A 26,158-nucleotide genomic window follows, 5' to 3' on the forward strand; every position below is an offset into this window, starting at 1 on the left:
ATGGACTGGACGAAGCAGGCGCAGCACGACTTCCAGAACATGCCCGCCGAAGGCAATGACCTGATCATGAGTGCCCGTGCGGAACTGATCACGGCCGAAGACCCGTACTTCCGGGGGATCGACGCCGATGCCTCGCTCCCGCACTGGATGACCGTCCGACCTCTGGCCTCCACAAGCCCCGGCGGCCCCCACATCGTGGACCTGGCCGGCGGACGCGGCTGGCTCATCTACACCTTCATGCGGCGCCACCCCGATCCCCAGATCGTCGTCACCGAAGCCTTCTGGGCCTGACGTCTGCGCTACCGGAGCGTCTGCCGCACAGGTGGCTCCCGTTCCAATTTCCGTCACCCGCTCCAGCACAGAACCTCAGACTGATGCCCCCACAGTCGACGTGCCCCATCCGTGCCCAGCAGGGCGGACAACAGCGGTCAGATACGGCTCGCAGAGACAGGGGCCCATCCACCTGCCCGCCGCAAAACCCCAGTTCAGGTCCCCTCTGGCAGCCCAAGAACCGTTGATTCCCAAGCTCAGAGCGCGAGTTCGATTCTCGTCACCCGCTCCTGAACAAGGCCCCAGGTCATCGACCTGGGGCCTTGTCGTTGTCTAGACCTCTCATGACCTGCCACGCCCTCCCTATCTCGCGAAAATGCCCAGCCCAGAGGGCACGCGGCGCACCACCTCGGGCGGCACCCGGGTCCGCCGGCGGGACGCATAGTCCGTGATCCGGGCCCCTTGCCCGCCCCCCGGCGCGCTCAATGCGGTCAGATTGTGATGGCAGCGAGCAACCCACGGATCCCAAGCAGCGAGGCGCGTGTCTCCCTTCACTCCGCGCGGCGCGTCTACCGCGCCGTAAAGGGATACGCATGCGTCGAGCGTCGAGCGTGCGGGCAACGAGACATACGCGACGTGGTTTCTCCGCACGGCGGGCGAGTTCGACTCCGACACTGTCGCTTGCCTGCGCGAGGCGCTCGGCGATGCCCGTCGGGACGGCGCCGAGCGGGTCCTGCTCGATGTCTCCCAGGTGGGCTTTGGGGACTCCACCTTCCTGCACGCACTTTTCGAGGGGCGTCGCGGACCCGCCGGGCTCGTCCTCGTCGGGCCGCTTCCCTTCCAGATCCGACGCCTGTTCGAGATCACGGGCACTCTGCGTCTGTTCCCCCTCGCGACGGACCGCGGTGGCTCCGGCTTCGTCTGAGCCTTGCCCCTATCTGATCAGGTCGGCTCCGTCGGCGGGCCCGCCGACGGAGGCGGCCCGGCGAGGAGGATCTCGGCGGCCTGACTGGCGTTGTCGGCGTCTACGGCGCGGGCCATGGCCGTGCGGGCGGCCTCCGGTGGCGTGTCCGGCGGGACGACCATCAGGGAGAAGTGGTCGTTGTCACCGCGGGTGATCAGGACGGTGTCGTCGCCGACGGGGAAGGAGTCGAGGTGCACGACCCGGTCGTCGACGACGAGACGGGTCGGGATGCCTTTCCAGGCGGAGGCGTCCAGGCCGATCCGCGCGATGGGCCCGAGGTACTCGGTCAGGGCGGTGATCAGCGGCGGGATCTCCCGCTCGACGTTACGCGAGCGCGGCCACCACGCGCCGTCCAAAAGGCTCTGCCGGGATCCCGTCGTCTCCATCCGGAGCAGCGCGGTGCCCGGCCCGACCGACCGGTGGGTCTCGTCCGGCAGGAGGCGCGGGGGCGTGGGGACATGGTGCGGGGAGACGTTTGTGTCGGTCATCGGTGGTCCGCCCGTCCACGGGTGGTGCCGCTTCCGCCCGGGGCGGCGCCACATCGGACGCCGGACCGGCGGGCGGGGCGACGGCCCCGCACTTTCACCGTACTCCGGAGGACGTGCGGGCGCGCAGCCCTCCGATGGGGAACCGACCGGCGACGGGGCTTCGGACGTACCGTGAGCGTACGGAGGCGTACCGTCTGACTTCGGTCGCGCGGGGAGGGGGGCGGGAAGGACGGTGCCGTCCTAAACGCAAAGAGCCAAAAGCCGAAGCCCCGTCGCCGCCGGGGTACGCCGAAATCCGGATCGTCTCCGCCTCCCCGGACGCCGCCCGCAGAGTGGCCGACATCCTGCGCCACCGTCTCGCCGGCGGGGAGCAGCGCGGCTGCCCCATCCCGGGCAGGGACACCCGCCTCCATCTCACCGTCGACACCACCCGCACCGCCGGGCCGGTCCTGACTGACCGCCAGCCGGCCCTCGCGGGGCACCGGCCCCACGCCGAGGAACATGACCGGGCAGCCGGAGCCGGCGGGCGCACGTGGCGGCCCCGGATGACCTTCGGACGCCACGAGGACGACCGGGCCCCCGACCGCTCGGAGCGCTTCGCAGAGATGCTGCTGGGCGGGCTCCTGGACCACGCCCACGGGCTGCCGCCCGACGGGGTGGGGCCGACCCTCGCCGACGCGGTCGCCCGGATGGGGGGCCGCGATGTGCGGATCCTGCTCCAGGACTATGGGCAGCGGAATCTGGTCCCCCGCGCCGGCGACGGACTGGAGGACGGCGATCCCGTGCCGATCGACGGTTCGGCGGCCGGTCGGTGCTTCCTCACCTCGCGTGCGGTCGAGATGCCGCTGGCCGACGGAGTGCGGGTCCACGTCCCGCTGCTGGACGGCGGCGACCAGGCCGGCGTCCTGGACGCGGTCGACGACGACGGGCTCCGCCTCCTGCGCAGGCTCGCGGCCCTGGCCGCCGCCACCTGCAGACCAAGAACGGCTACACCGACCTCAGGGCGAAGTGGTCCTTGTCGCCAAGGGTGATGAAGGACCCTCCCGGGCGTGCGTGTCCAGGCCGACGCGCGTGATGGGACCGAGGTGCGAGGTGAGCACCTCGATCAGGTCGGACAGGTCGGTCGCGACGTCCCGGGAACGGGGCCACGACCCACCGACGAGAACGCCTTCGAGGCACCGCGCGGTCTGCCGCCGGAGCAGCTCCGTGCCGGGGCTTGACCGCTCTGTGGATCTCGTCCGGCAGGAGCTTCGGCGGAAAGGAGCTGCCGGACCACCCATGGTGGTCCGCCCTGTCCGCGCGTGGCTGCCGGCACCTCATGGCCGGCGAGACACCGCTGTCGTCTCACGGTACGCGCGTGCCCGCGGTCACGCCCGCGACCGCCGACCGGGCGGATGCTCCCGGCCCGGGAAAACGGCTGGACGGAGACCGCTCGTCCGCCCCCGGCGCGGAGTAGGCTGAACGCACCGGGAGTAACTCGAACACCCGCTCCCACGCGGACGTCGTTTCCGGCGATCAAGACACTGGGCCGCTCTGCAGGGCGGCCCGGAGACGGGTCCGCGATCATGACCACCACCCTCGCACCCCCACATTCGGCGCGCCTTTCGCTGACGCCGCAGACCACACCCGCCGGTCTCCTGGACGGCGCCTGGTGGCCTCGCTCGCGTGACCTCGCCGCTGAGCTTCCGCCCCTGGTCGACGCGCTTGGAGAGCGCTTCGGACGCATCACACGGGTCACGGTGAACCCCACCCGCTGGCCCGTCGTCCCGCACAAGGTTCCTGCCACCGGGCACACCGTGCACGTCGGCTGGTTCACCGAACAGGATCCCGACAAGATGATCCTGCTCTCCTACACCGTCGGCCGCGTCGACCTGCTGGTGATTCCACCCGAGACCGAACCCGCCGCAGCCACCCGGCTCATGACGGCGGCCGCCATCCCCGGCAGCGTCCTCACCGCCGGTTTCCTGATGTCCGACGAAGCCGCGACCGGCCGCCGTATGCGCGACGCCCGCAGCAGCGAGGACGCCTGGGAGACGGACGGAGGGGCCGGCCTGCCGCCCCTCCGGCACCCGGTCGTCGGCGCGCGGATGATTCCGCTGCCGAAGAACACACCCGGGACAACCCACCCGCCGGCCTCTCGCTCGCCCGTGACGGGACCACGCCCCTTGTACCGCACCGACACCCTCCTGCCCTCGGCCGGACAGGCCGAGATCCGCATCGTCGCCGCCACCCCCGAAGCCGCCCGCGCGGTCGCCGAGGTGATCCGCCGCTCGTTCGCCGGGACGGAACAGCGCAGCTACCCCGTCCTCGACGGCGGCACCCGCCTCCACCTCACCGTCGACACCGAAACCGGCGCAGAGCCCGCCCGCGCCTGGCTCACCACCAGCAGATCGTCCCCTCTCACCGGCGCCCACGTCGACGAAGTCTGAGCGGCATCGGACCTTCATGCGACGAAAGGACCTGGTCATGGCGACACTCCGCGAGCGACAGCTCCATCGCGAACGGGCCCTGACCGCCCTCTACGAAGCCACCGAAGGCAACCGGCTCCTCGGCATGACGGGGCGGAAGCTGCGCGACGACTGGCGCGTCCCGGAGGAAGACCTGGCCGCCGCCTGCACCTACCTCGTCGGCGAGGGCCTGATCACCGTCGACTGAGCACCGGATAACACACCCGCGATGGCCTCCCTCACCCACCAGGGAATTTGCCGTATGTATGGAGGCCGAAGAACATGAGCGCGGCTGAGCCGGACTACCCCGGCTGCCCGCTCTCGCCTCCCGGCCCGCCCGGCCGAGAAGTCGTACGATTGAACACGGATCAAGCACGCTCACGTGTGACGATCCGGAAGGGCGGCCCCGACGCAGTAAATGCGCCGGGGCCGTTGTGACGACCGCCGCCAGGCCCGCGCACCCGGCGCCTCGGACGTGGCACCGGCCGGTACGTCGGCGCCCGTCGCCCCTCGCGACGCCAGTCAGCGCCAGCCGGGAGATCCGCCGTTTGGGGGCCGCGCGCTGTCGCGGGACCCAACCCCTTCCGTCGTCTGTTGCATGGCGCAGAGCAGCGGGGGCGCCAGGCGGCAGTGGATCAGAGTCCTGCGAGGTGCGGGTCGCGGAGGTGGGGCGGGACGGCGGTGCCCTGGTTCGCGCGGTTCCCCGTGCGCAAGGAGAACCGCTTCGAGCATGGGGACGCAGGTCAGGAGTACGAACGTCACGACCGGCCTGCCGCCGTCACAGAGCCGGCATGGGCCCGCTGCCGTCGGTGCAGCGGCGTTCAGAAGGTGCTGAACGGCCCGGGAGCGGCTCGCGAGTCTGAGGCGGGGTCTCCCTGCTGGGGCCACCAGTCGAGGACGGTCAGGAAGCGGAGTCGCAGAAGGTGACCCGGGAGGTGTCCAGGACGAGCCCGGTGCAGCCGTCGTCGGCTGCTGAGGCCGGCAGTCCCCGCAGCGGGGCGGCGCTGAAGTGGTCGATCTCTCCGGCAAGGCGGACGACCAGGATGGTGCAGGAGCCGACGACTATGACGCCGGGCGTGGTGTCCGAGCCCGAGTCGTGCACGACAGGAGGAGCAGGGGCGACGAGAGCGGCGGACAGTATCGGTGCGGCGCTTGAAGTACTCACATCCCCGTCAACGCCTCCCACCCGGGGCCGGGGAACGAGCCACGCGACCCTTTCACCCCGTGTGACCAGCACCGATCCCCGACAAAGGGGGATTCCACCCGAACGAGGCAGGCGGACACCCACGACGCGACCGCTGCCCTCCAGGACCGCGCCCCGAGTGGGACCGGCTGTGAGGGGGGAGCGTCTCCCAGGGCATCCTGCCGACTGGAGACTTCGGTGACCGTGGACTTCGACAGGAGACCTGTTACGTGCCCCATCCATGCCCAGCGGAGCGGACAACAGCGGTCAGGTACGCTCCCTGGGACCGTAGCCAACCATCCCGTCCAACGGGAAAGCGCAGGTCAGAGCACCTCCGGTTGCCCACGAACCGCTGATTCCCAAGCTCAGAGCGCGAGTTCGATTCTCGTCACCCGCTCTTCGCCAACCGGGCGTCCATCACCCCCGCCGCTCCGGACGGGAATCGAACGGCGGCGAGCGCAAGATCGAATCCGTCGACGGCCGCCATCCGCGCGGCCAGGCGCCCCGGATCTCGCTGGTGGCGACGGGAACAGCCACCCGGTAGAACGTCTCCCACAGCACGTCGCGGACCAATCGCTTGCGGGCCCGGGTGATCGCCGACGCGGTCGGCGGCTCCCAGGGGCGCCCCACACGCCGAACCGCGACAGCGACCTGGCGACCTCCGAAGCGGGGCGGGTCCAGGATCACTGCCACGGAAATCATGAACAGAAGGTAATTCACATGCGCGCCCGCTTGAACACCAGCACCACCACGGACCCCAAAATTGCACAGGGGATCACCGCACTCACCGATGGGCACGAATACGTGGTGCTCGAAATTTCCGCTCGTTTCGGGATGGCCACCTCCTTTCGCGTCGAATTCATTGATCACGGGCTGAGACAGTCCGCACTTTTCGACACTCGAGTCTTCACCGTAACTTCCCACTCCCTACCGCCGACCTGGCAATACTTTCAGCTTGAATCCGGCTCCTTCTCCCTGTGCCCGCAACCTTGGAACGAGCCCGGTTTCTGGGACGACTACTACGACGGGGACCCGCTTGCCGTCGCGGTGTACGAACACGAGCGGGCGGCGATCCTGACCCATTCGCAGTCGCTGACCGAACGCAGCTGGTGACCCGTGCAAAGTAAATGTGGGTTCATCAACCGCATGACCCAGGAGATGATAATGCCGCACACGTATGACGATAAATTCCGGCCCGGGTTCCGACTTCTTGACAAACAAATCCGAAGAATCAACGACAAGGCGTTCCTGTGGTGAACGGCGCACGGGGCGGAACCGGGGACGCCATGAGCGTCCTCGATGGACATACACGTTACAACGAGAAATGGCTCGCGCAGGGAGACAAGAGGATCGTCCCGGTGCCGACAGGAAACCGCACCGACCGCTCACTCGTCCGGCGCCTCGCCGACGGGTGCCGGACAGCGGGGGTCGGCGCCGGTCCGGCCGTCGATCCCCGGAACGGTTCGGCTGCCTGCGCCGACCGTCCGGCGTCGGACGGTCCCCGCCTCCTCGGGATGCCCCCGCCTCTCCTCCTCTTCACTGCGGACCTCACGGGAGCGATCCTCTTCCCCTCCCCCGGTTACGCACTGGTCGCCGGTACATCAGCGTTCCTCGCGGGAGCGGTCCCGGAAGGGGTGGATCAAGGCCGGGCCCGCTTCGGCCGCTACGCGCGGGCCGCAGCGGGGAAATGGCCCGGTCCGAAGTCGGCAGCCCGGTCTTTCCCCCCTGCTCACATCGCTTGGAAGCGCCCGGGTGACGTTCCTGCGGGCACCGCCACAGCCCGGCAGCTCACGCTCATGCGCGATGTGGCGGAGAACCGGTGCACGGCGGCGGATTTCGCTGCCGGCTGGTTGGTCGCACGACGGCACTCGCAGCAGCAGGGCGAACGGGTCCGCGATCCGTTGGGCACGCTCCTCGACCGCGTCTTCTCCTTGTTGGAGGACTACTCCATCGACCCGGAATCCACCGGGCCCGATGACCTTTCGGACGAAGAGTTGAGGCACGCCGTGGTTCAACTGATGCGGCAGGCGGAGTGATGCACGGATGGGACTCCGAACAGTGACGCACATGGACGACAGCCTGCCCACCGAACTCCATCGACTCCGTCACCGCCCCGGCGCCGACTACACCCCGCCCGTCCTCTCTCTCTTCGTCGTTCACGCCTCAGGCGACGCCGCAGAGTACGAGCAGCGTCTGCGTTCCGCCCTTGCGCCTGCTGTCCGACTGCGGGGCACCGCGGATTTCGAGCAGGGGAGTCTGCCGGTCGACGACGTTCCGGACTGGTTCGGGGCCATCAGCTCGGGGGACGAGCAACGCGCCCCGCAGTTCGCCAGGACCGGCCGTGACGGATACGTGGAGCACACGAGGGGAGGCCGGCCGTGGGAGTTGCAGGACTGGCTGTACCGCTTCGACCCCGATGAGGACTCCCGGGGCTGGGAGTGGTGGGACGCCACACCGGCCGGACCGTCCCGCGTCCACATCTGGGTGGACAGCCGGGGGGAATCCTTCTTCGGCTGCCAGGAACTGCTCTGGGCCGCCTACACAGCGGGCGCGGACCGGGTCGACGGCCCCACTCTCCAGCAGTCCACAGTATGGTCGGCAGAGCGGTGACCTACGCGCTGACACCGCTCGGTGAGGGCTGGACATGCGAAGCAATGCTCGGATGAGGGCACTCCTGCAGGGGACGGACACCACAGGACTGAGCTCTCAGGACATTCCTCCCATGTTCCGTGAAGTCGTGGAGCGAGGTTGGTCGTCGACACCCGCCGGCGGGCGGGTGCTGACCGGCCTGCTCCCGGAGTACGTTCCGCACTGCTCCGACCGGCTAGCGGAGGAGACCACGGTCAACGGCAGGGGAATGACGGATTACGACCTGCCCGCCGCGCCTGACGAACGCGCACCCCTCCTCGTACGGAGGTGCCTGGCCTACGCCGCCGCCTGTCTGCGGGGCGCGCGGGATCACTTCGGCGACACGGCGGTGAAGTCCTACGTCTCGTTCTCCTTCGCCGACACCGACGAGGCGCTACTGACCTCCAACGTCACCTTCTGCACACCGCTGCCCGACGTCCGCCCGTACATCCCGGATCTTGAGGACGTCGTGGACGCGGCGGTCGCGGAGTTTTCCGTGGAGGACTGCTCCCGCGGCAGCCGAAGGCGGTTGCCCTGCTGACCTCGGACAGTGACGACATGGCCAAGCTCCGCGGCAGGCAGGTTCGCATCGTCCCTCTCCGAGCCACCGGCCCGCTTCGAGGAGCAGCGCCTCGGAGGGCTTTCAGGGACGACCCGAGGCACGCACCGTGGCGGACCCCGCCCATCGCCGGCGCCCGTGCCCCTGAGAACGCCGACGCGCGGAAGGCCGAGCGGTCGCACCGGGAACAGGTGGTCCGGCTCGCACGGTTGCATCGATCGAAGGACCGGCGCCGCACGGGCGGGGAACACGGCTACCGCAAGGTCGTCCCCCACCAGGGCCCGGTCCCCAGGATCGCGGTGTGCCCGCCGCGCGTCCGGACCGATACGTAGTTCCGCAGGAGGACTGTTTTTCATGACTGACCGGCCCTTGACGCTCATGGCAGTACACGCCCACCCCGACGACGAGGCCACCGGAACCGGAGGAGTGCTCGCGCGGTACGCCGCGGAAGGCATCCGCACGGTTCTCGTGACCTGTACCGACGGCGGTTGCGGCGACGGGACGGCGGGCACCAAGCCGGGCGATCCCGGGCATGACCCGGCGGCCGTCGCCTCGATGCGCCGGCGGGAACTCGAGGCGAGCTGCGACGTCCTGAAGATCAGCGACCTGGAGATGCTGGACTATGCCGACTCCGGAATGATGGGCTGGCCGAGCAACGACGCACCCGGAGCCTTCTGGCAGACCCCCGTCGAGGAAGGCGCCGCCCGACTCGCGGAACTCATCGGGCATTACCGACCCGACGTGATCGTCACCTACGACGAGAACGGCTTCTACGGTCACCCCGATCACATCCAGGCCAACCGCATCACGATGGCGGCGCTGGAGATGACCGCTCTGACACCGAAGGTGTACTGGACGACGATGCCCCGCTCGATGATGCAGCGGTTCGGGGAGACCATGCGCGAGTTCCAGGAGGACATGCCGGAGCCGGATCCCGCCGAGGCCGCCGCGATGGCCGAGATCGGCCTCCCCGACGACGAGATCACCACATGGGTGGACACCGCCGCCTTCAGCGATCAGAAGTTCGATGCGCTGGCCGCGCACGCCAGTCAGGGCGAGAACATCTTCTTCCTCAGGATGGGCAAGGAGAGGTTCGGCGAGTTCATGGGTACGGAGACCTTCGTACGCGTCAAGGACTCCACCGGCGCGGCCGTACCCGAGAACGATCTCTTCGCCGGACTGCGCTGACCCCCGGCCCGCCCGGTCCCGGGACACCACGGTCCTGTCTCGCCGTCCCACTCCGAGGAGCGGGCGCGTCCACGTGGGCCGCGCCGAGTTCCCCGACCGGGCCGACGGCACCCGATTCAATATGACGGGGCCGTGTCACGACGCTCCGGTGGGACCGGATGACAGCGGTCTCCAGGGGCCTCACCGAGACCGTGAGTCAACGACCGTCACCCCAGATCCAAGGCCGCATCCGCCCGAGGTCTGGGGTGATTCCCGGGCTCGGGCCACGCGTACGGTCCTCGTCGCCCGCTTCACGGCCTGCGCACGGTGGCCGGTCAATCGTCATCTCCACCCTCCGCCAGCTTCCTCACCGCACCGGGGAGGACTAGGGCACACACAGTGACGGACTCCTGCGCCTGCTTCGTGCGGGAATCCGCGGACCTCCGATCGAGCACAGCAACTGGATCAGCGCCATCACCGGAGCACCGATCCGGCTGACGCCCCCACCCGGTACCGCGACTGCGCGGAGCCCGACGTGCTGCTGGGCGTCCGGCTTCTCCCTGAGCAATCACCGCACACTGCGCCGGACAGTCGTGTGTGAAGAGCGACCGGGAGGTCCGTGCCCCGTTCTCGCAGCAACCGACAAGTACCGACCGACGTCTCTTGTCCGCACGAGGGATGACCCCGAGACCGACCGCCGCGGCGTCCCGCGCGGCTCGGGTCCGGGCAGGACGCGGTGGCCTTGGAGCGGCCCTTCTCCGGTTCCACCGGTTCGAACCACCGCGCATCCGCTACGGGCTTCGAACCGGCCTCCATCCCGGGCTGCTCCACCTCGCGTCCACGGCGACGTACTTGAGACGGCCCTGAACCTCATGCCGAGGCGTTCAGCGAGACAAGTCCTTGCGCATGAGCGTGCACATGGTCTCGTACCGGCGCAGTGAACCGTCCGCCGCCTCCACGTCCCAGGCGTCGGGTCGGCTGCCGTAGGCCACGTACCCCAGGCGTTCGTACAGCGCCCGGGCGCGCGGATTGCTCTCCTCCGCCCCGAGCTCCGCACGTCGCAGACCGCGGGCCCTGATGCGGTCCTCCGCAGCGCCTACGAGTACGGCGCCCAGACCGCACGACTGGAGGGCCGGGAGCACCCCGAGCTGCCACAGCGTGCCCGCGCCTTCCGTGACCTGGTAGTCGACGCCGCCGATCGCCACCGGAAGACCCACCGGGGTGCAGACCGCCAGGTAGTCCACCTCGCCGGCTTGCGCACGCTCCAACTCACGCGCCACCTTGACCAGATGGGTCGCCGAACCGGACCACGAACAGGCCGGCAGGTCAGCGGGCGTCAGATCACGGACAACGACACGCACGACGACCTCGGCCACCTCGGCTGCCTCGGCCGGCAAGAGACTCATGCGCCCCATCCCAGCACTGCGGAGGAGATCCGCACAGTGGATTTCGGGGCAGCGCACGATCCCGAGAAGCGCGCGCCACCACGCGCCGGTCAGGGCGGTCAGGGCGGTCAGGGCGGTCAGGGCGGTCAGGGCGGTCAGGGCGACCCTCCGTAGACCCGGTCGGCTCCACTCCGGAGGTGCGTCCTGCCGGCTCGAGCCCTCCTGTCGGCTCACGTGCCCGGCTCCTCGTGGGGCATCGCGACAAGGCCGGAGGCCCGGGCGTACCAGGTCATCGACGGGGAGGTCCGTAGAAGCTGGGGGCCGCGCGCACCGGGCCGACGGAGTCTCAGGAGTAGAAGTTGGCCCAGTACTCGTCATGACCGCACGCGAAGGCCTCTGGCCGCTCCGCCCTCAGCACTTCGTACCGGGCGACGAAGGCGTCCAGAGCCTCGTGGAGCGAGCGGCCCGGACGATCCCGCAGGATCATGACGCCGCGGAGGATCTGGTGGCTGAGAATCTGATCGTCGACAAGACTGACCGTCGCGCCGTTGGTCATGCCTGGATCGAAGCCGGGCGACGGCCTCTCGGCAAGCCTGGTGCACCCCCGCCGTGCAGCAGCGAGGGGCGGCTACCGCAACGAACACCCATGTGCCGGGAGGCGACGGCCGGGGCGGCGGCCACCGCGGCGTCGCCGCCGGTGAAGAGATCCGCCTCCGACCGTTCCGCCGGCCGCCCTGTCGCAGGAGAGGGCGCGCGGCCGACGCCGGTAGCCGGCCTCGTCGTCGCCCGACGGGTCTCACTCACCGCACGGGGAAGCCGAAGGAGTACCCCTGTTGCCTCAGCCAGGGCAGCACCTCGCGCAGAGCGGCCAGGGTCTGGGAGCGGTCTCCTCCGGCGTCGTGGAAGAGGACGGTCGGCCCGTTGGCGATCTCGCTCTTGACGGTGGCGACCATGGTGTCCACGCCGGGATGTTCGAAGTCCTTGGAATCGACGTTCCAGCCCAACGGCCGCATCCCCCGGGATGCGGCGAGCTGACGGCTGTACGGGGTGAAGGCACCGCCCGGGGCCCGGTAGTACTGAGGCCGTACGCCTCCGGACGCCTTGGTGATCATGCGTTCGGCCTCCAGGATCTGCTGGGACTGGTACTCCTCGGACCGGGTGTCCATCGTGGTGTCGTGCGAGACCGTGTGGTTGCACAGCCGGTGCCCGGCCGCCACGACCTTCTTGACCAGGTCCGGATGAGCCTGCGCCTGCGTGCCCACCATGCAGAACGTGGCCTTCACGCCGCTGTCCTCCAGCAGTTGCAGCACCTGCGGCGTCCAGACCGGGTCCGGTCCGTCGTCGATGGTGATGTTGACGCCCCGGGCCCCGCGGTCCGAGGCGTGCGCGATGTCCGCCGCCACCTGACCCTGCGAGCGGGCATCCGGCGCTGAGACACGTGCTTGCGGCTGCCGTCCTCCGGCGGGGTCGGCCTGCGCGGTCCACACCGAGGTGGCAGCGGCCAGTGCCGTCACCCCGAGCCCCGCCGCGAGAAGCCGACCGTGCCATCCCCTTCCCTTGTGCCTTGCCATGTCTGCCTGCCCCTTCGCTGCCCCGCCCGATGCCGTGCCCCCATGAAGTCACACGAACACCCCTGCGCGATTCCCCTGTTACCGACCGCGGACGAACCCGCAGGGAGCGGACGACAAACACAGGCGATCCGCGACACGCGAGGAGGCAACCGACTCGAAGAAGTACCGCTCAGGGCGGCGCACGACGATCCGCACGGACTCCGACGGAGGGGCTGCGGCGCCTCCGTCCGCGGCCCCGCGAGCAGGGCCGGAGGTCGTCGCCCACCCGGTCTGCTCGACCGTGACCGACGAGATCCGCCGGCCGTTCGGACAGTCCCGACCTCGGTCCGGGCCACCGGGTGACGAGGTAGGCGACAGCGTCCCGGTCCACCGCGCTCGGCGTCGACTGCCTGACCGGCCGAACGGCCGATGGTCCACGGCTGCGGATCCGCCTGAACGGCACCATGAAGGAGTCCAGTTGGTCCTCACCCGGCGCCGACAGCCCGCGGGCTCACGCGGACGGCGTTCGGGCCGGTGGCCTGCCCACGCTGCCGTGAACGCAGAAGAGCCCGTCAGCAAGCTGACGGGCTCCCACGACGGATCGAGACCTAACCTGCCATCAGGTCAGATCGTCGGTGTCTCATCGACCATCTCCTTGTGCGGTTCGACAACGAACCTCCAGCCATCGCTGGGCTCCAGGAACCGCACTCGGGTCGGGTAGATGTCCATGGCGCGGCGGTCCCGGTTCTGGCTGCTCGTGTTCTTCCGCCCCCGGGCCGGCTCCTCGTAGAGGTCGACCTTGACGTCCGGCACGGCGACGGTTTCCTCGCTCCAGCGCTGAACGATCCCCGCGCCGAACGCATCGCGCGCGGCGGAGTACAGGGCCTCCAGGGATTCCTTGTTCCCGTTCGGCACGAAAAGGGCGAGGTTCAGGAGGACGCCCGCACTCTGGAGAACCTCGATCTCTTCGCCTGCCTTGTCGGCGACCCAGATCCCGGACTCTTCGGCGTTGTCGGGGAGAACATGAATTTCCGTACCGAAGATCGTCCTCGCGACGAAGGACCCTCCTTCGAAATTCTTACCCGGCTCAGTAAGGAAAGCCGGTGCGTAGCAGTCGAGAGGAAGGTCATCCGTCTCCGCCGAGACGAAAATACTGTCCTGGAGGCCCAACTCCGATACCTCTCCGCCCGTGAGACGTCGAGCCGTAACCTTCTCGGTGTTCACGCCATTCCCCTTTTTTCGTGGCGCCGATAATTCCATCTGAACTCTATCACGGAAAACGAACGGCCAGAGCCTTGCGCACGCTCCCCCAGCCCCATTCTTCCGCCACGAAAATGGGGAAAATCTGGAGGACGCCTTCGTCACGAACAAGGAACAAAAACTGCCGCTTACCCTCCGTCCGGGTCAGGCCGCGAAGTGGCTGGACCCGGACGAGTCCACGATGGGAACGCCGCCCATCCGGGCACTCCTGATGACGATCGCCCAGGTCGGCCGCGCGAGGAGGTTCATCGGCCCGGTACGCCCGCGACGGGGTGAAGGGGTGCACCAGGAATCCGGTGCGCCCGAGCCGGACATTCCCGAGATCAAGCCGAATCCGTCTGATATCCCTCCCCCGCTACTCGAAGATGAATTCTTTGGCAGGAATGAAGCGCGCCAGGAAGGCGCCGAGGTCGCGGCAGCGGCAAACCCGCCATTCCGCCCGGTGGCGGGCGATCGTATCGATCCAGCCATTCTGCGGGTCGCAAACCTGTCGCGTCACCTTTCACTCCTGAGATCCGCCCACACGGTTCTGCAGCCGCCGGTGTACTCGACACCTCTGACCCCGCGGCTCCGGAAGGGTCTTTCCTCACGGGGCGGGCGGACATCACATGCGTCACGGGGCCGAAAGAACTCTCGTCGACGGGGCAACCACTGCCGAATACGTACGCGGCAGTCAGCGTGCCGGCGCAGATACTGACTCGCTCGCCGTTCCCGTTGCGCGGTTACGCCTCTCGGAGCCGAGAGAGCCGTCGGATCGCTCAGGCGGCGCCCCTGTGTTCGGACACGGGGGCGGGGCGCCGGTCGGAAGGCTGCCCACGCGGTGGCCGGCCCCCGGCGAGCAAGGTTCCCTCGATCGCGCGAAACCCTGCCCCGGCGGCCCCCGGCCTGTGGGAACATGCACCCATGACTTGCATCCGAAGGGACCGTGCCGCGTAGATCACCGGCTTCACTTCGACCGCGCGAACGCGGCCGGGGAAGCCCTTGGGTGCGGTATCGCGATGTCCCGGGCCTGTCGGGGGCGGCGAATGCCGCCGTCCGCGTGCTCGAACGGGAGCGCTTGTCTCCGGGCATCGTGTCAGTGGCACTGAGCGTATGGTCCGTGCGTGTCCATGGCACCGAGCGCCGCTGGAGTCGGCCGGAGGCGGAGTTCACCTGCCCCTGCTGCGGTGAGGGTTGGGCACGGGACAAGCTGGCGGAGGCTCTGCTGATGCTTCCGCCCCGCGCTGCCACCGAACTGCGGGCGAAGATCGAGCGCCTGGACGCGGTGTTGCTGGAGCGCACGCACCACGACCCGGCGTCAGAACCGGAGTTGGCGTGGTGGCATCGACGGTGCTGACCGCTTCGACGCGTCCGCCCCGCTGCCCTGAGCGACATCCTCGCGAACCTCCCGGTCCGGCAGACCGGCAGACCGACACCGGCGGACTCTCGCAGAACGTGCCCACTGGACGGCGGGACGACTGGACGACGGGTGGCACACCTGGGCACGTACAGCCCGCGGCGACCGTCCCACGGCCCGTCGCGGGCGCCACGGCCCGTTGCGGGCGCCACCGCCCGAGAGGCGCGCTCCGGCTCCGTCCCCACTCGGCGATCCGCTCCTGAGGCCCCGTCGCAACCCTCCCGACCGCCCCCGCCGTCGCGCCGGTAGTCTCGTCTGGCGGCTGTCACGGGTGGGGGGATTCGCATATGGAACGAGTGCACACGGAACGCTCGCGCCCGGACGGGGTGCGACGGATCGGCCCGTACCACCTCATCACCCGCATCGATGCGAGCGGTCCCGGCCAACCCCCGGTGCCTGAGCGCCGGTTCGTCGGACGCAGCGCGGACGGTGATCGCACGGTACTCATCAGCGCACCGCTCGACGGCGCCGATCCGGAGCGCTTCCTCGTCGAGGCCGACGCGGGCCGCCGGCTCATGGGCCCGTGGGTGCTGCCCGTCGCCGAGTTGGCCTCCCCGTCCGAGGCTCCCTGGTACGCCTCTCCGTACCTTCCCCTGCTCCCGCTCCCGGTGGCTCTCGCCGTACACGGCGGCCCGCTGCCCGAGCGGACGGTCCGCGCCCTGGGCGCGGCCCTGGCCGAGACCCTTGCCGGCGCGCACGCCGTCGGCATCGTGCACGCCGGCCTGTCCCCCGCCTCGGTGCTCCTCGCCTGGAACGGACCGCGTCTGAGCTGCTTCGGCGCGGTCCGCACGGCTGCCCCGGACGGTGAGCAGCGCACCGGCCTGCCCGGGCTGGAGCCGGGCAGCCTGCCCCCCGAGCAGGCGTCGGGCGGGCGGCCCAGGCCCCCCGGCGACGTCTACGGGCTGGGCGCGGTCCTGGCATACGCGGCGACCGGTCACACCGTCCCCGACGCCACGGAACTCCCCGCCTCACTGCGGTCGTCGGTCGCGCGTTGCCTGACGCGCGACGCCGCCGCCCGGCCGACCGCGTCCGAACTGGTGGGCGCGTTGGCCCAAGTGGCGTCCACCCCCACGGCAACGGTCCTGGACTCGGCCGGTGTGCTGCTCGGCCCTGGCTGGCTGCCGAGCCGGGTGGTCGCGGCCGTCGCGCGCCAGTCCGCGGAGGTCCTCGCCGCGGAAGTCCGTACTCCGCTCCCACCGACGGCCAGGATCTGACGCGATGCTCTCCCCTCTGACCCATGACGATCCGGCCGGCCCGACCGGCTTCCGGCTGCTCGCACGGCTGGGCCACGGCGGCATGGGAACCGTCTACCTGGCCCGTTCGGCGGGTGGGCGCACCGTCGCCCTGAAGACCATGCACCCGTCCATCGCGAACGACCCGGCGGCACGCACCCGCTTCCGCCTGGAGACGGACGCGGCACGCATCATCGGCGGCCACCACGGCGCCGTCGTCGTCGACGCCGACCCCCTTGCGCCCTCCCCCTGGCTGGCCACCGAATACGTCCTCGGTCCGCCCCTCGACGACGCCGTCGAACTCTGCGGCCCCCTGCCCCAGGAGTCCGTCCGCGCCCTGGGCGCCGCACTCGCCGGGGCCCTCGCGCAACTCCACACCTCCGATGTCGTCCACCGCGACCTGAAGCCCTCGAACGTGATGGTCACCGCCTACGGCCCGAAGATCATCGACTTCGGCATCGCCCGCGCGTCCGGTGACGACCGCCTCACCCGTGCCGGGTCGGCCGCCGGTACCCCCGCCTTCATGTCCCCCGAGCAGGCCGTCGGACAGGAACACACGTCCGCGGGCGACGTGTTCGCCCTCGCGGGGGTCCTGCTCTACGCCGCCACCGGCCACGGGCCGTTCGGCACCGGGCAGCCCGCGGACCTGCTCTACCGGGTGCGCTACGCCGACCCGGACCTCACGGGCCTTCCCCAGGGTTTGGCCGCGGTCCTCGGCCCCTGTCTGTCCAAGGATCCGGCCGGACGGCCCACCACTCACGATCTCGTCACACAACTCCACGACGGCCAGGGCCACTTCGCCGACCACCTGCCCGACGCTCTCCTGGCCGACATAGCCAGGCGGGCTTCGGAGGTCTGGCAGTACCGGCCTGAGCGGCTTCCCGCTCCCGTCGATCACTCAGCCGCCGAGACCGTCCTGGCCACCACCCCGCCCGGGTTGAGCCGCCGCAAGCTCCTCAGCATCAGCGGCGGCTCCCTGCTGGCCACGACGGCGATCGGCGCAGGCGTGTGGGCGGCGACGCGGGACCGGGGCCCGGACGCACCGACGTCCGCCGGCTCGGGCGGCGCACCCGCACCTCTGTGGCGGAGGAACATCGTGACGGCGGCAGCCGACAGGCTGGGGCGTCCGATGGTGGTCGGCGACAAGTTGATCGTCACCACCGACGACGGGGTGAGCGCCGTCGAGACGTCGAGCGGACGCAACCTGTGGTCCGGCAACCAGGTGCTCAGTTCCTGGGACGTCGCCACGGACGGATCCAGGGTCTTCGCGGTGGACTACTCCCTGGACCCCGGGGAAGGGCTGCGCATCGCGCAGATCGACATCGAGGACGGCGCCCTGATGGATCCGGTCGTCACCGACAAGGCGTACAACGGGAAACTGGTGGGCAACCAGCTGCTCGCCGTCGTCGGTGACGTCGCGTGGCTGCTCACGGCACGGGTGCGCAAGGAGGACACCGCAGAGTCGAGCGGCGTCGGGCCCGAGCGGGGCTGGATCATCGCCTCCTTCTCGCTCTCGACCGGCAAGCGGCGCACCGAACTGGTCCTGGACGCGGCCTTCCCCGAGGAGTTCCCCTGGGTGACCGGTGTGCGAACGGCCGGCTCGAGCCTGGTCCTCTTCTTCCGTACGGAATCCGGCGGGGTCGACGCGCTCGTCTGCGACACGCGCACAGGGACCGTCGTCTGGCGGGCGCCCCTCGGTCTGGACGCCGTGGATGCCGCCCGCAGTCCCGTCGCCGCGGACGCCAAGCACCTCTACACCGCCTCGGACGCGGTGCGGGCATGGCGCATGACCGACGGCAAGGAGGCGTGGAGCTACCAGGGGGCGAAGCAGACCGCGTACGGTCCCCCGGCGGTGAAGGACGGAGTCGTCTACGCGGTGGAAGCGGACGGAGACCGGACTCTCGTGGCCATCGGCGCGGACACCGGCGAGCTCCTGTGGCGGGAGAAGAGCCCCGTCGCGTCCGGGCACGAGCTGAAGGTGGCGCCCACTGTCGGCGACACGCACGTCTACAAGCACTCCAGGGCGGGGCTGCGCGCGATCGATCTCCGGACCCGTGAGACCGCCTGGCTGCACCCCGAAAGTCTCGACAAGTTCAGCGCCGTGATCACCGGCGGGCTGCTCGTCGGCATCGGCGAAGGACCCACGGTGGCCCTTCCGCTGGAGCCGTCGGACCATGCCTCCTCCTAGGCTCCACCCATCACCACGAAGGGCTCGGCTCACACCATGCAACCTCTCGGTTTCGGCGACCCGATCCGGCTGGGGCCGTACCGCATCGCCGGAGTACTCGGCGAGGGCGGCATGGGCAAGGTGTACGTGGGTCACGACAGCTCAGGCCGCCTCGCCGCCGTCAAGGTGCTGCGTCCCGAACTCGCGCACGACCGCGACCTCGCCCGGCGGTTCCTGCGCGAGGCACAGACCGCACAGGCGGTGACCAGCAGCGGCGTGGCACGCGTCGTGGGCTCGCAGACCGAGGGCGGACGGCCCTGGATCGCCACCGAGTACCTGTCGGGGCCGACCCTGGAGCAGGCGATCACGGAGCACGGGCCGCTGGACGACGCCGGCGTACGCGCGCTGGCAGGGGCCCTGGCATCGACCCTGCGGGAGATCCACGCGGTGGGGCTGGTCCACCGCGACCTCAAGCCGGCGAACATCGTGCTCACTTCGTCCGGTCCCCGCATCATCGACTTCGGCATCGCACGCCCCGAGCACGGCCTCACCCTGACCACCACGGGCCAGGCACCCGCCACCCCCGGATACGGGGCACCGGAGCAGATTCTGGGGCAGCGCGTCGGCCCGTCGGCCGACGTGTTCTCCCTCGGTGCGGTCCTGGTGTACGCGGCAAGCGGCAGGCAGGCGTACGGAGGTACGCACGTCGCGGCCGTGCAGTACGAGGTGGTGCACGGAAGCCCCGCCCTCCAGGACGTGCCGCAGGCGCTCCGCCCCCTCATCGCACCCTGCCTGGCCAAGGAGGCCGCACACCGTCCCCACCCCTCCGCGGTCATCCAGGCGTTCGCAGCCCCTCGTGGCGCGAACCGGTTGTGGAGGAGCGGAGTTGTCGGCAGGCAGATCAAGGAGTACGAAACGCGGGCACAGCGGTTCACCACGCTGCCGAACACCGTGGTTCCGGAGGCGAGGCCGTCACGGCGGCGCCTCCTCGCCTCGTTCGCCGCAGGCGGAGCGGTACTGGCAGTGGGTGGAGGCGCGACGGCCTGGTGGCTGAACAGGGGGCCCGGTCTGCCCGAAGCCGCGGACGCCGCGCCGGCGAAGCTGCTGACTCCCGACGAGTACGAGCGCGGGGCACCGCCGACGCCGCTGTGGGGGCCGCTGAAGGCCGCCGCTCCGAGCGCGTCCGTGCTGTTGCCCGTGCGGGACGTCGTCATGGTCGCCGGACTGTCGGGAGGACTCACGGCGCACCGGGTGACCGACGGCCGGCAGAAGTGGAAGCTTCCGCAGGTGTCCCCGTCCGCGGGCTTCCTGCGGCTGACGGCCGGGGAGTTCGTCGCGGCCGACGCCGACGGCAACGTCCTCGCCTTCGACGCGTCCACCGGTGAGCAGAAGTGGAGCGTCCCGGCGAGCGCGCGACGGCTGCTGGCCACAGCACCCGACGCGGAGCTCGTGTACGTCCTGACGAAGGACGACGAGGTGGCTGCCGTCGGCACCGAGGACCGCGAGGTCCGCTGGACCGCGGGCGCCCCCGCGGGCGTCGTCGTCGACCCGGCGTCCGTGGCCGCCGCCGCGCCCGGCCGGCTGGTCGTCTGCACGGCGGACGGGTCCTACTTCGCCCTCGACTCGGCGAACGGCGAGGCGGCCTGGCAGCTGGGCGGCCATGCCGGGACGGCGCTGACCCCCGCCGTCGAGGGCCGATTCGTCTACGTCGGCGGGAAGTCACTCCTGGCGCTCGACCTGGAGACCGGGGACGAGGTCTGGTCGGCGTCTTCGCAGTCGTTGAACCCCGATCAGGACGGGTGGGGCTCTCCCGTGACGACCGACGACCACATCGCCGCCATCGACGACGGCCGCCTCTACAGGGTCGACAAGGCGTCCGGTACGGACAGCGGACTCATCTCGTGGCCGGACGGCACAGTCCCGTCCCGCACACCACCGGTCGTCCAGGGACACACCCTCTGGATCGTCGAGGGGGGCACCTCGTCAGGCGTGTCGGCCTTCGGGAACAACCCCGGCAGCGAATCGGACGGCGACCTCATGTGGACGTACGAACCCGACTCGGAAGGGCCCTGGCACGCGGCAGGCGCGGGCAATCGGGTGTTCCTGCTCAACAGGGGGTCGCTCGTCGCCCTGCCGGTGTTCTGAGCGTACGGTCACCGCCCGGACCTCCGGCCCGTCACCGTACGGGGGTGCCGGGGACGAGCCGACCCGCAGCCAGGTGCCGAACGGACGTGGCCGAGATGCCGACGTCCGCTGCGGGCAGTGTGGTTGCCGCCCGTGCGGCAGCTCCGCCCTCGGTCGGTGAGCTGCCCGCCGTGACCCCCTCCGGTCACCGTGGGCCGAATGCCCCGGGGGCCTCGCCGGTGGCCACCGGGCGGTCGGATGGCAGGCCCCATTCGCTCCACGAACCGTCGTACACGGCGAGGTCGCGATAGCCGGCCAAGGCGGCCCCCAGCGCGAGGACGCAGGCGGTGACCCCGGAGCCGCAGCTGAAGTACAGCCGCTCGCGGCCCCCCACCACCGCCTCGAACACCGTGCGCAGCTCGTGAGCCGGCCGCATCACACCGCCGTCCCGCTGGAGCCTTCCGAAGGGGAGGCTGACGGAACCCGGCATGTGACCACCTCGCAGACCTGGGCGCGGCTCGGGCGCCGTACCGGCGTAACGCTCCGCGGTGCGGGCGTCGAGGACGGCGGCGGCCGGGTCGGCGAGGGCGGCGGTGACAGCGCCGGCGTCCACGACCAGACCTCGCCGGGGCCGGGCGGTGAAGGTGCCGCGTGGCCCGTCGTACGCGGCGGGCGACGGCTCGACCGGACGGCCCGCCGCGATCCAGGCGGGCAGACCGCCGTCGAGGACGGCGACCCTGTCGAAGCCCATGGCGCGCAGCATCCACCAGGCACGGGCGCTGGAGTAGACGCCCTGCGCGTCGTAGACGACGACCGTGTCGGTGTCGTGCACGCCGAGCGCCCGCAGCGCCTCGGTGAACTCCTCGGTACCGGGCATGGTGTGCGGCACGGCGGAGGCGTGGTCGGACAGCTCTCCGTCGAGGTCGAAGGGACGGGCCCCGGGGATGCGCACGGCCGCACCCCGGTGGGCGCCGACGGAGGCGTCGAGGAGGACCACGCCCTCCCCGAGCCCGGCCTGCGGGCCGGCCCCGACGAGGGGGCCGTACGGCCCGGCGTCATTGGTGTCGGCGTGTGTCGTCGTGCTCATGCGCACCTCCGGAGGAATCGGCGGGCCGCCACCGGCTGCTGTCGGAGAACCGGCCCGCCGCACTTTCGAGTTCGGCTGCGACATCCTCCTCCGTGGCCCCGTCTGCCGCGGAGCCCGCCCAGGCGCGGCCCCGACCCGGCGTCGGATCCTGCGGGCCGTCGGCCGACCGGTCGGGGAGATCTTGGCCACATCGGGTCCGGCGTCGGGATGCCGGAGCCGGGTGCGCATGTTGGCGAGGGATGGATCTGCCCCCACGCGACGAACAGGACACGCAGTGACAGACGAGAACGCCCGCCGTGCGACAGACGCTCTCTCGCGCCCCTTCTCGGTCCGCGGACTGACCTCCCGGAACCGGATCGCCATGGCGCCCATGACCCGGCAGTTCTCTCCGAACGGCGTCCCGGGCCAGGACGTCGCGGACTACTACGCCCGCCGCGCCGCCGGCGGCGTGGGACTGATCATCACCGAGGGCACCTACGTCGACCACGCCTCCGCGGGCACCAGCGACCGGGTCCCGCTCTTCCACGGCGAGGACGCGCTCGCGGGCTGGGCGGGAGTCGTGGACTCCGTGCACCGGGAGGGCGGGGCGATCGTTCCGCAGCTGTGGCACGTCGGTGTCACGCGCGCCGAGGGCGCACCGCCCGTGGCCGACGCCGAGCCGGTCGGCCCGTCGGGCGTGTCCCTGTCCGGCGAGCCCAAGGGCCGCGCGATGACGCAGAAGGACCTCGACGACGTCATAGCCGCGTTCGCGGACGCGGCGGCCGCCGCGGAGCGCCTCGGCTTCGACGGGGTGGAACTGCACGGGGCACACGGCTACTTGATCGACCAGTTCCTCTGGTCGGGCAGTAACCGCCGCACCGACGCGTACGGCGGCGGCATCGTCGCCCGCACCCGTTTCGCGGCGGAGATCGTGGCGGCGTGCCGCGCGGCCGTCTCCGACTCCTTCCCCCTCTTCTTCCGCATGTCCCAGTGGAAGATGGACGCCTACGAGGCGAAGCTGGCCGGGACGCCCGAGGAACTCGACACCCTCCTCACGCCGCTGGCCGAGGCCGGTGTCGACGTGTTCCACGCCTCCACCCGCCGCTACTGGCTGCCGGAGTTCGACGACTCCGACCTGAACCTCGCCGGGTGGGTGAAGAAGATCAGCGGCAGGCCGACGGTCACCGTCGGCTCGGTCGGTCTGGACGGCGACTTCTTCGGCGCCTTCCAGGGCAACAGCTCCTCGGTCACCGGCATCGACCAGTTGCTGAACCGGATGGAGCGTGACGAGTTCGACATGGTCGCCGTCGGCCGTGCGCTGATCGCCGACCCCGAGTGGGCGGCGAAGACCCTGCGCGGGCGCACGGAGGACATCACGCCGTTCGGGGCGGAGATGCTGAAGACCCTGCGCTGACCGGGCGCGGGGCCGGGGGCACGGCGGGTGAGCATCCTGGCGTGCCCCCTCGGCGTCCTCCGGCGCGGCGACCGGTCCGGAGAAATCAGGCGCCCCCGTGCCGGGTCCGGGGTAGGGTTTTCAGGTCCTGTCGTCTCCGATAGAGGTGGACGTTGCGCATCTGAGGTCCGCGATCATCGCGCGGTACGGCCCCTGCCGTAGCCCGTCACGCCCTGTCGGCTCTCCTGCCGCCGCGTGACCCACCGCGTGGATGCGACCTCGGTGCATGAACCGTCCCCCGTCGTCCGGAGGACCGCACCCCTCTCCTCTCCCGGCCGGTCGCCGCGTGGTGCTCGCACACGAAGCCCCTGTTCACACGCTTGCGACTGCGAGGACCACATGACCCATCCCACCACCCCCGCCGCGTCCCTCAGCTGCTCCGCCCTGTCCTTCCGGTGGCCGGACGGCACCGAGGTCTTCGACGGGCTGTCCCTCAGCATCGGCCGGGGCCGCACCGGGCTCGTCGGGACCAACGGATCGGGCAAGTCCACCCTGCTGCGGCTGCTGGCCGGCGTGCTGAAGCCGTCCGCGGGCTCGGTGGCCGTCGGCGGACACCTCGCCCACCTCCCGCAGAACATCACCCTCGACACGGACCGCCGCGTCGAGGACGCCCTCGGCATCACCGAGCGGCGTACGGCGCTGCGCGCGATCGAGGCCGGCGACGTCGCCGATGAGCACTTCGAGACGGTCGGCGACGACTGGGACGTCGAGGAACGGGCCCTGGCGACCCTGGGGTCGCTCGGCCTCGGCGACATCGGCCTCGACCGCACCGTGGGTCAGCTGTCCGGCGGCGAGACGGTGCTGCTGCGGCTGGCGGCACTGCTGCTGGAGCGCCCCGACGTCCTGCTCCTCGACGAGCCGACCAACAACCTCGACGTGTTCGCGCGCCGCCGGCTGTACGAAGCCGTCGAGTCCTGGCGCTCCGGCGTGCTCGTCGTCGTCAGCCACGACCGTGACCTGCTGGAACGGGTGGACCGCATCGCCGATCTGCGCGCCGGTTCGGTGAGCTGGTACGGCGGCGGCTGGTCGGCCTACGAGGAGGCCCTGGCCACCCAGCAGGAAGCGGCCGGACGCATGGTGCGGGCCGCCGAGTCCGACGTACGCCGTCAGAAGCGCGAGCTGGAGGAGGCGCGTACCAAGGTCGCCCGCCGCCAGCGGCACAACAAGAAGATGGACGCCGAGCGGCGTGCGCCGAGGATCGTCGCCGGGGCGCACAAGAGGTCCTCCCAGGAGGCGGCGGGCAAGCTCCGCGGGCTGCACGAGGACCGGCTCCAGGACGCGCGGGAGCGGCTGGACACCGCGTCGGAGGCGGTCAGGGACGACGCCGAGATCCGGGTGCGGCTCCCGCACACCGCCGTTCCGGCGGGCCGTACGGTGCTGAGCGTGCAGGGGCTCACCCCCCGCTTCGGCAGGCTGCGGGAGGGCTCGCTCCACGTCCAGGGGCCGGAACGCGTCGCACTCGTCGGCCGCAACGGGGCGGGCAAGACGACACTGCTGCGCACCCTCACCGGGGAGCTCGCGCCTGCGTGCGGCGAGGCCCGGACCCATGTGCCGCTGCGCTTCCTGCCGCAGCGCCTCGACGTGCTGGACGACGGGCTGAGCGTCGCCGCGAACGTGGCCCGGACGGCGCCCGGGACCACCGACAACGAGATCCGGGCGCAGCTGGCCCGCTTCCTGTTCAAGGGAGCGCGCGCCGAGCAGCCGGCCGGCACGCTGTCGGGTGGTGAACGCTTCCGCGCCGCCCTCGCCGCGACGATGCTCGCCACACCGGCACCGCAGCTGCTGATGCTGGACGAGCCGACCAACAACCTGGACCTGGCCAGTGTGCGGCAGCTGACGAGCGCGCTCGGGGCCTACGAGGGCGCGCTGCTGATCGCCGGGCACGATCTGGCGTTCCTCGAGTCGGTCGGCATCACCCGCTGGCTGCTCGTGGGGGAGGAACTGACGGAGCTGGGAGCCGAGGAGGTGCGCGAGCTGCTGGGCGCACCCGACGCGATCGTGTAGCCGGTGGTGTACTGGAAGGGTGCGGGTCGACGCCAGGACCCGCCCCGGACACCACCGGCCACCGATCCGGATCACGCCATGCACCGTCCCCATGTCCTCCGAGACGTTCCCCGGGCCCTCGCGGGCGTCGCCGTCGTCCTGCTCGCGGCCGGCGGCCCGGCCGTGGCGGCGGCCACCGGGCCTCCCCCGGTCGCCGCGGCGGCGGTGGCGGCACCCGCGGGCCGGTCCACCGGACCGCCGTCCGACCGGACCGCCCCCCGTACGGAGACCGCGGAGCTCACCATCCCGTCGATCGGAGTGACGGACCTGCGCGTCGTTCCGTACGAGGGGACGACGGACGACGGGCCGGGGACCCGCATCCAGGACCGCGGGGTGGCCGCAAGCCCGTACGGCGAACACGGCGGCGTCGGGCCGGGTGAGATCGGGAACTACCTCGTGACGGCCCACCGGCTCTCCGCCGGCGGCCCGCTCCGTGAGCTGCCCGCGCTGGAGAAGGGCGACGCGGTCCTCGTCACGGAGGGCGGCACGGTCTACGAGTACCGGATCACCGAGAACCGGCAGACATCCTTCCGGTCCGAGCGCTCGCTCGCCGAACAGCGTGCCGAGGTGCCGGGCGAACCCGGTGAGGAGCCGACCCGCGCGATGATCACCCTCTCCTCCTGCGCGACTCCCGAGGACGACGCTGCCGGGAACCTCTGGCGCGACGCCCACCACAATCCTGAGCACCGCATCGACAGGGTCGGCGTGCTCGTGTCCTCCCGGCCCGCCTGAACCACCCCGCCTGCCCCGGGCCCGCTGAACCGGCCCGCACGGAC

25 protein-coding genes and 4 pseudogenes are annotated in these 26,158 nt (G+C 70.9%); 19 read left to right on the forward strand and 10 right to left on the reverse strand.

The features are described from left to right. Positions 1–291 carry a hypothetical protein gene (locus tag JOC24_RS05595; protein WP_205018987.1) on the forward strand — a complete coding sequence of 97 codons (291 nt, stop codon included), beginning with the start codon at positions 1–3 and terminating at the stop codon, positions 289–291. A gap of 631 nt (positions 292–922) precedes the next feature. Beyond that, a pseudogene (locus JOC24_RS05600) lies at positions 923–1,195 on the forward strand (STAS domain-containing protein); the annotation flags it as partial. A 17-nt stretch (positions 1,196–1,212) separates the two neighbouring features. Here JOC24_RS05600 and JOC24_RS05605 read toward each other — a convergent pair. Then, positions 1,213–1,722, reverse strand: a complete 510-nt coding sequence (locus tag JOC24_RS05605; RefSeq protein ID WP_205018988.1) for a DUF5994 family protein — start codon at positions 1,720–1,722, stop codon at positions 1,213–1,215. A 332-nt stretch (positions 1,723–2,054) separates the two neighbouring features. On the opposite strand from JOC24_RS05605, the gene JOC24_RS05610 reads away from it, so the two are divergent. Next, entirely contained in the window at positions 2,055–2,753 is a 699-nt protein-coding gene (locus tag JOC24_RS05610; RefSeq protein WP_239579772.1) for a hypothetical protein, read from the forward strand. On the opposite strand, the gene JOC24_RS33050 is transcribed toward JOC24_RS05610, so the two are convergent. Next, positions 2,721–3,002 carry a DUF5994 family protein gene (locus JOC24_RS33050; protein WP_239579774.1) on the reverse strand — a complete coding sequence of 94 codons (282 nt, stop codon included), beginning with the start codon at positions 3,000–3,002 and terminating at the stop codon, positions 2,721–2,723. The two genes, JOC24_RS05610 and JOC24_RS33050, sit on opposite strands and share 33 nt — an antisense overlap. Before the next feature lie 285 nt (positions 3,003–3,287). On the opposite strand from JOC24_RS33050, the pseudogene JOC24_RS05615 reads away from it, so the two are divergent. The 3 genes and pseudogenes from JOC24_RS05615 to JOC24_RS05625 all read left to right on the forward strand — a co-directional run. After that, positions 3,288–3,824, forward strand: a pseudogene (locus JOC24_RS05615) (DUF5994 family protein); the annotation flags it as partial. A 63-nt stretch (positions 3,825–3,887) separates the two neighbouring features. Beyond that, positions 3,888–4,151 (forward strand): hypothetical protein, encoded by a 264-nt coding sequence (locus JOC24_RS05620; RefSeq protein ID WP_205019328.1) that lies wholly within the window; start codon positions 3,888–3,890, stop codon positions 4,149–4,151. A 37-nt stretch (positions 4,152–4,188) separates the two neighbouring features. Beyond that, positions 4,189–4,465, forward strand: a pseudogene (locus JOC24_RS05625) (hypothetical protein). Between the two features lie 605 nt (positions 4,466–5,070). Here JOC24_RS05625 and JOC24_RS05630 read toward each other — a convergent pair. Then, complete coding sequence (locus JOC24_RS05630) at positions 5,071–5,334, reverse strand: STAS domain-containing protein (RefSeq protein WP_205018989.1); 264 nt, start codon at positions 5,332–5,334, stop codon at positions 5,071–5,073. 435 nt (positions 5,335–5,769) lie between these two features. Then, complete coding sequence (locus JOC24_RS05635) at positions 5,770–6,054, reverse strand: hypothetical protein (RefSeq protein ID WP_205018990.1); 285 nt, start codon at positions 6,052–6,054, stop codon at positions 5,770–5,772. Between the two features lie 18 nt (positions 6,055–6,072). On the opposite strand from JOC24_RS05635, the gene JOC24_RS05640 reads away from it, so the two are divergent. The 6 genes and pseudogenes from JOC24_RS05640 to JOC24_RS05660 all read left to right on the forward strand — a co-directional run bounded on the left by JOC24_RS05640 (position 6,073) and on the right by JOC24_RS05660 (position 9,727). Then, positions 6,073–6,465, forward strand: coding sequence for a hypothetical protein (locus tag JOC24_RS05640; RefSeq protein ID WP_205018991.1), 393 nt, complete (start codon positions 6,073–6,075; stop codon positions 6,463–6,465). A gap of 683 nt (positions 6,466–7,148) precedes the next feature. Further along, positions 7,149–7,388, forward strand: coding sequence for a colicin immunity domain-containing protein (locus tag JOC24_RS33055; protein ID WP_239579776.1), 240 nt, complete (start codon positions 7,149–7,151; stop codon positions 7,386–7,388). 31 nt (positions 7,389–7,419) lie between these two features. Further along, positions 7,420–7,962, forward strand: coding sequence for a hypothetical protein (locus tag JOC24_RS05650; RefSeq protein WP_239579778.1), 543 nt, complete (start codon positions 7,420–7,422; stop codon positions 7,960–7,962). A gap of 112 nt (positions 7,963–8,074) precedes the next feature. Then, positions 8,075–8,521: a hypothetical protein gene (locus JOC24_RS05655; protein WP_239579780.1), complete on the forward strand. Its 447-nt coding sequence runs from the start codon at positions 8,075–8,077 to the stop codon at positions 8,519–8,521. Next, positions 8,494–8,580 (forward strand): annotated as a pseudogene (locus JOC24_RS33060) (DNA-binding protein); the annotation flags it as partial. The gene JOC24_RS05655 and the pseudogene JOC24_RS33060, both read left to right, overlap by 28 nt. Before the next feature lie 313 nt (positions 8,581–8,893). Then, complete coding sequence (locus JOC24_RS05660; RefSeq protein ID WP_205018995.1) at positions 8,894–9,727, forward strand: PIG-L family deacetylase; 834 nt, start codon at positions 8,894–8,896, stop codon at positions 9,725–9,727. Between the two features lie 863 nt (positions 9,728–10,590). Here JOC24_RS05660 and JOC24_RS05665 read toward each other — a convergent pair. The 5 genes from JOC24_RS05665 to JOC24_RS05685 all read right to left on the reverse strand — a co-directional run bounded on the left by JOC24_RS05665 (position 10,591) and on the right by JOC24_RS05685 (position 14,400). Next, complete coding sequence (locus JOC24_RS05665; RefSeq protein ID WP_374104482.1) at positions 10,591–11,112, reverse strand: GNAT family N-acetyltransferase; 522 nt, start codon at positions 11,110–11,112, stop codon at positions 10,591–10,593. 325 nt (positions 11,113–11,437) lie between these two features. Then, positions 11,438–11,647: a hypothetical protein gene (locus tag JOC24_RS05670; protein ID WP_205018996.1), complete on the reverse strand. Its 210-nt coding sequence runs from the start codon at positions 11,645–11,647 to the stop codon at positions 11,438–11,440. A gap of 244 nt (positions 11,648–11,891) precedes the next feature. Then, positions 11,892–12,662: a polysaccharide deacetylase family protein gene (locus JOC24_RS05675; RefSeq protein WP_205018997.1), complete on the reverse strand. Its 771-nt coding sequence runs from the start codon at positions 12,660–12,662 to the stop codon at positions 11,892–11,894. A 603-nt stretch (positions 12,663–13,265) separates the two neighbouring features. Next, positions 13,266–13,865: a hypothetical protein gene (locus JOC24_RS05680; protein WP_205018998.1), complete on the reverse strand. Its 600-nt coding sequence runs from the start codon at positions 13,863–13,865 to the stop codon at positions 13,266–13,268. Positions 13,866–14,256: 391 nt separating this feature from the next. Continuing rightward, positions 14,257–14,400: an SH2 domain-containing protein gene (locus tag JOC24_RS05685; RefSeq protein ID WP_205018999.1), complete on the reverse strand. Its 144-nt coding sequence runs from the start codon at positions 14,398–14,400 to the stop codon at positions 14,257–14,259. A 600-nt stretch (positions 14,401–15,000) separates the two neighbouring features. On the opposite strand from JOC24_RS05685, the gene JOC24_RS05690 reads away from it, so the two are divergent. From JOC24_RS05690 to JOC24_RS05705, 4 genes are all read left to right on the forward strand, one after another. Continuing rightward, positions 15,001–15,237 (forward strand): hypothetical protein, encoded by a 237-nt coding sequence (locus tag JOC24_RS05690; RefSeq protein WP_205019000.1) that lies wholly within the window; start codon positions 15,001–15,003, stop codon positions 15,235–15,237. 347 nt (positions 15,238–15,584) lie between these two features. Then, positions 15,585–16,511, forward strand: a complete 927-nt coding sequence (locus JOC24_RS05695; protein WP_205019001.1) for a protein kinase family protein — start codon at positions 15,585–15,587, stop codon at positions 16,509–16,511. 4 nt (positions 16,512–16,515) lie between these two features. Then, complete coding sequence (locus JOC24_RS05700) at positions 16,516–18,717, forward strand: protein kinase domain-containing protein (RefSeq protein WP_205019002.1); 2,202 nt, start codon at positions 16,516–16,518, stop codon at positions 18,715–18,717. A 36-nt stretch (positions 18,718–18,753) separates the two neighbouring features. Beyond that, positions 18,754–20,841: a serine/threonine-protein kinase gene (locus JOC24_RS05705; RefSeq protein WP_205019003.1), complete on the forward strand. Its 2,088-nt coding sequence runs from the start codon at positions 18,754–18,756 to the stop codon at positions 20,839–20,841. 184 nt (positions 20,842–21,025) lie between these two features. On the opposite strand, the gene JOC24_RS05710 is transcribed toward JOC24_RS05705, so the two are convergent. After that, positions 21,026–21,907, reverse strand: coding sequence for a sulfurtransferase (locus JOC24_RS05710; protein WP_205019004.1), 882 nt, complete (start codon positions 21,905–21,907; stop codon positions 21,026–21,028). 274 nt (positions 21,908–22,181) lie between these two features. Between JOC24_RS05710 and JOC24_RS05715 the strand changes: the two genes are divergently transcribed. The 3 genes from JOC24_RS05715 to JOC24_RS05725 all read left to right on the forward strand — a co-directional run bounded on the left by JOC24_RS05715 (position 22,182) and on the right by JOC24_RS05725 (position 26,114). Continuing rightward, positions 22,182–23,300: an NADH:flavin oxidoreductase gene (locus JOC24_RS05715; protein ID WP_205019005.1), complete on the forward strand. Its 1,119-nt coding sequence runs from the start codon at positions 22,182–22,184 to the stop codon at positions 23,298–23,300. 378 nt (positions 23,301–23,678) lie between these two features. Beyond that, positions 23,679–25,343: an ABC-F family ATP-binding cassette domain-containing protein gene (locus JOC24_RS05720; protein ID WP_205019006.1), complete on the forward strand. Its 1,665-nt coding sequence runs from the start codon at positions 23,679–23,681 to the stop codon at positions 25,341–25,343. A gap of 78 nt (positions 25,344–25,421) precedes the next feature. Continuing rightward, positions 25,422–26,114, forward strand: a complete 693-nt coding sequence (locus JOC24_RS05725) for a class E sortase (protein ID WP_205019007.1) — start codon at positions 25,422–25,424, stop codon at positions 26,112–26,114. The last annotated feature ends 44 nt before the right edge of the window (positions 26,115–26,158 follow it).

The organism is Streptomyces sp. HB132 (assembly GCF_016909575.1).
Classification (GTDB): domain Bacteria; phylum Actinomycetota; class Actinomycetes; order Streptomycetales; family Streptomycetaceae; genus Streptomyces.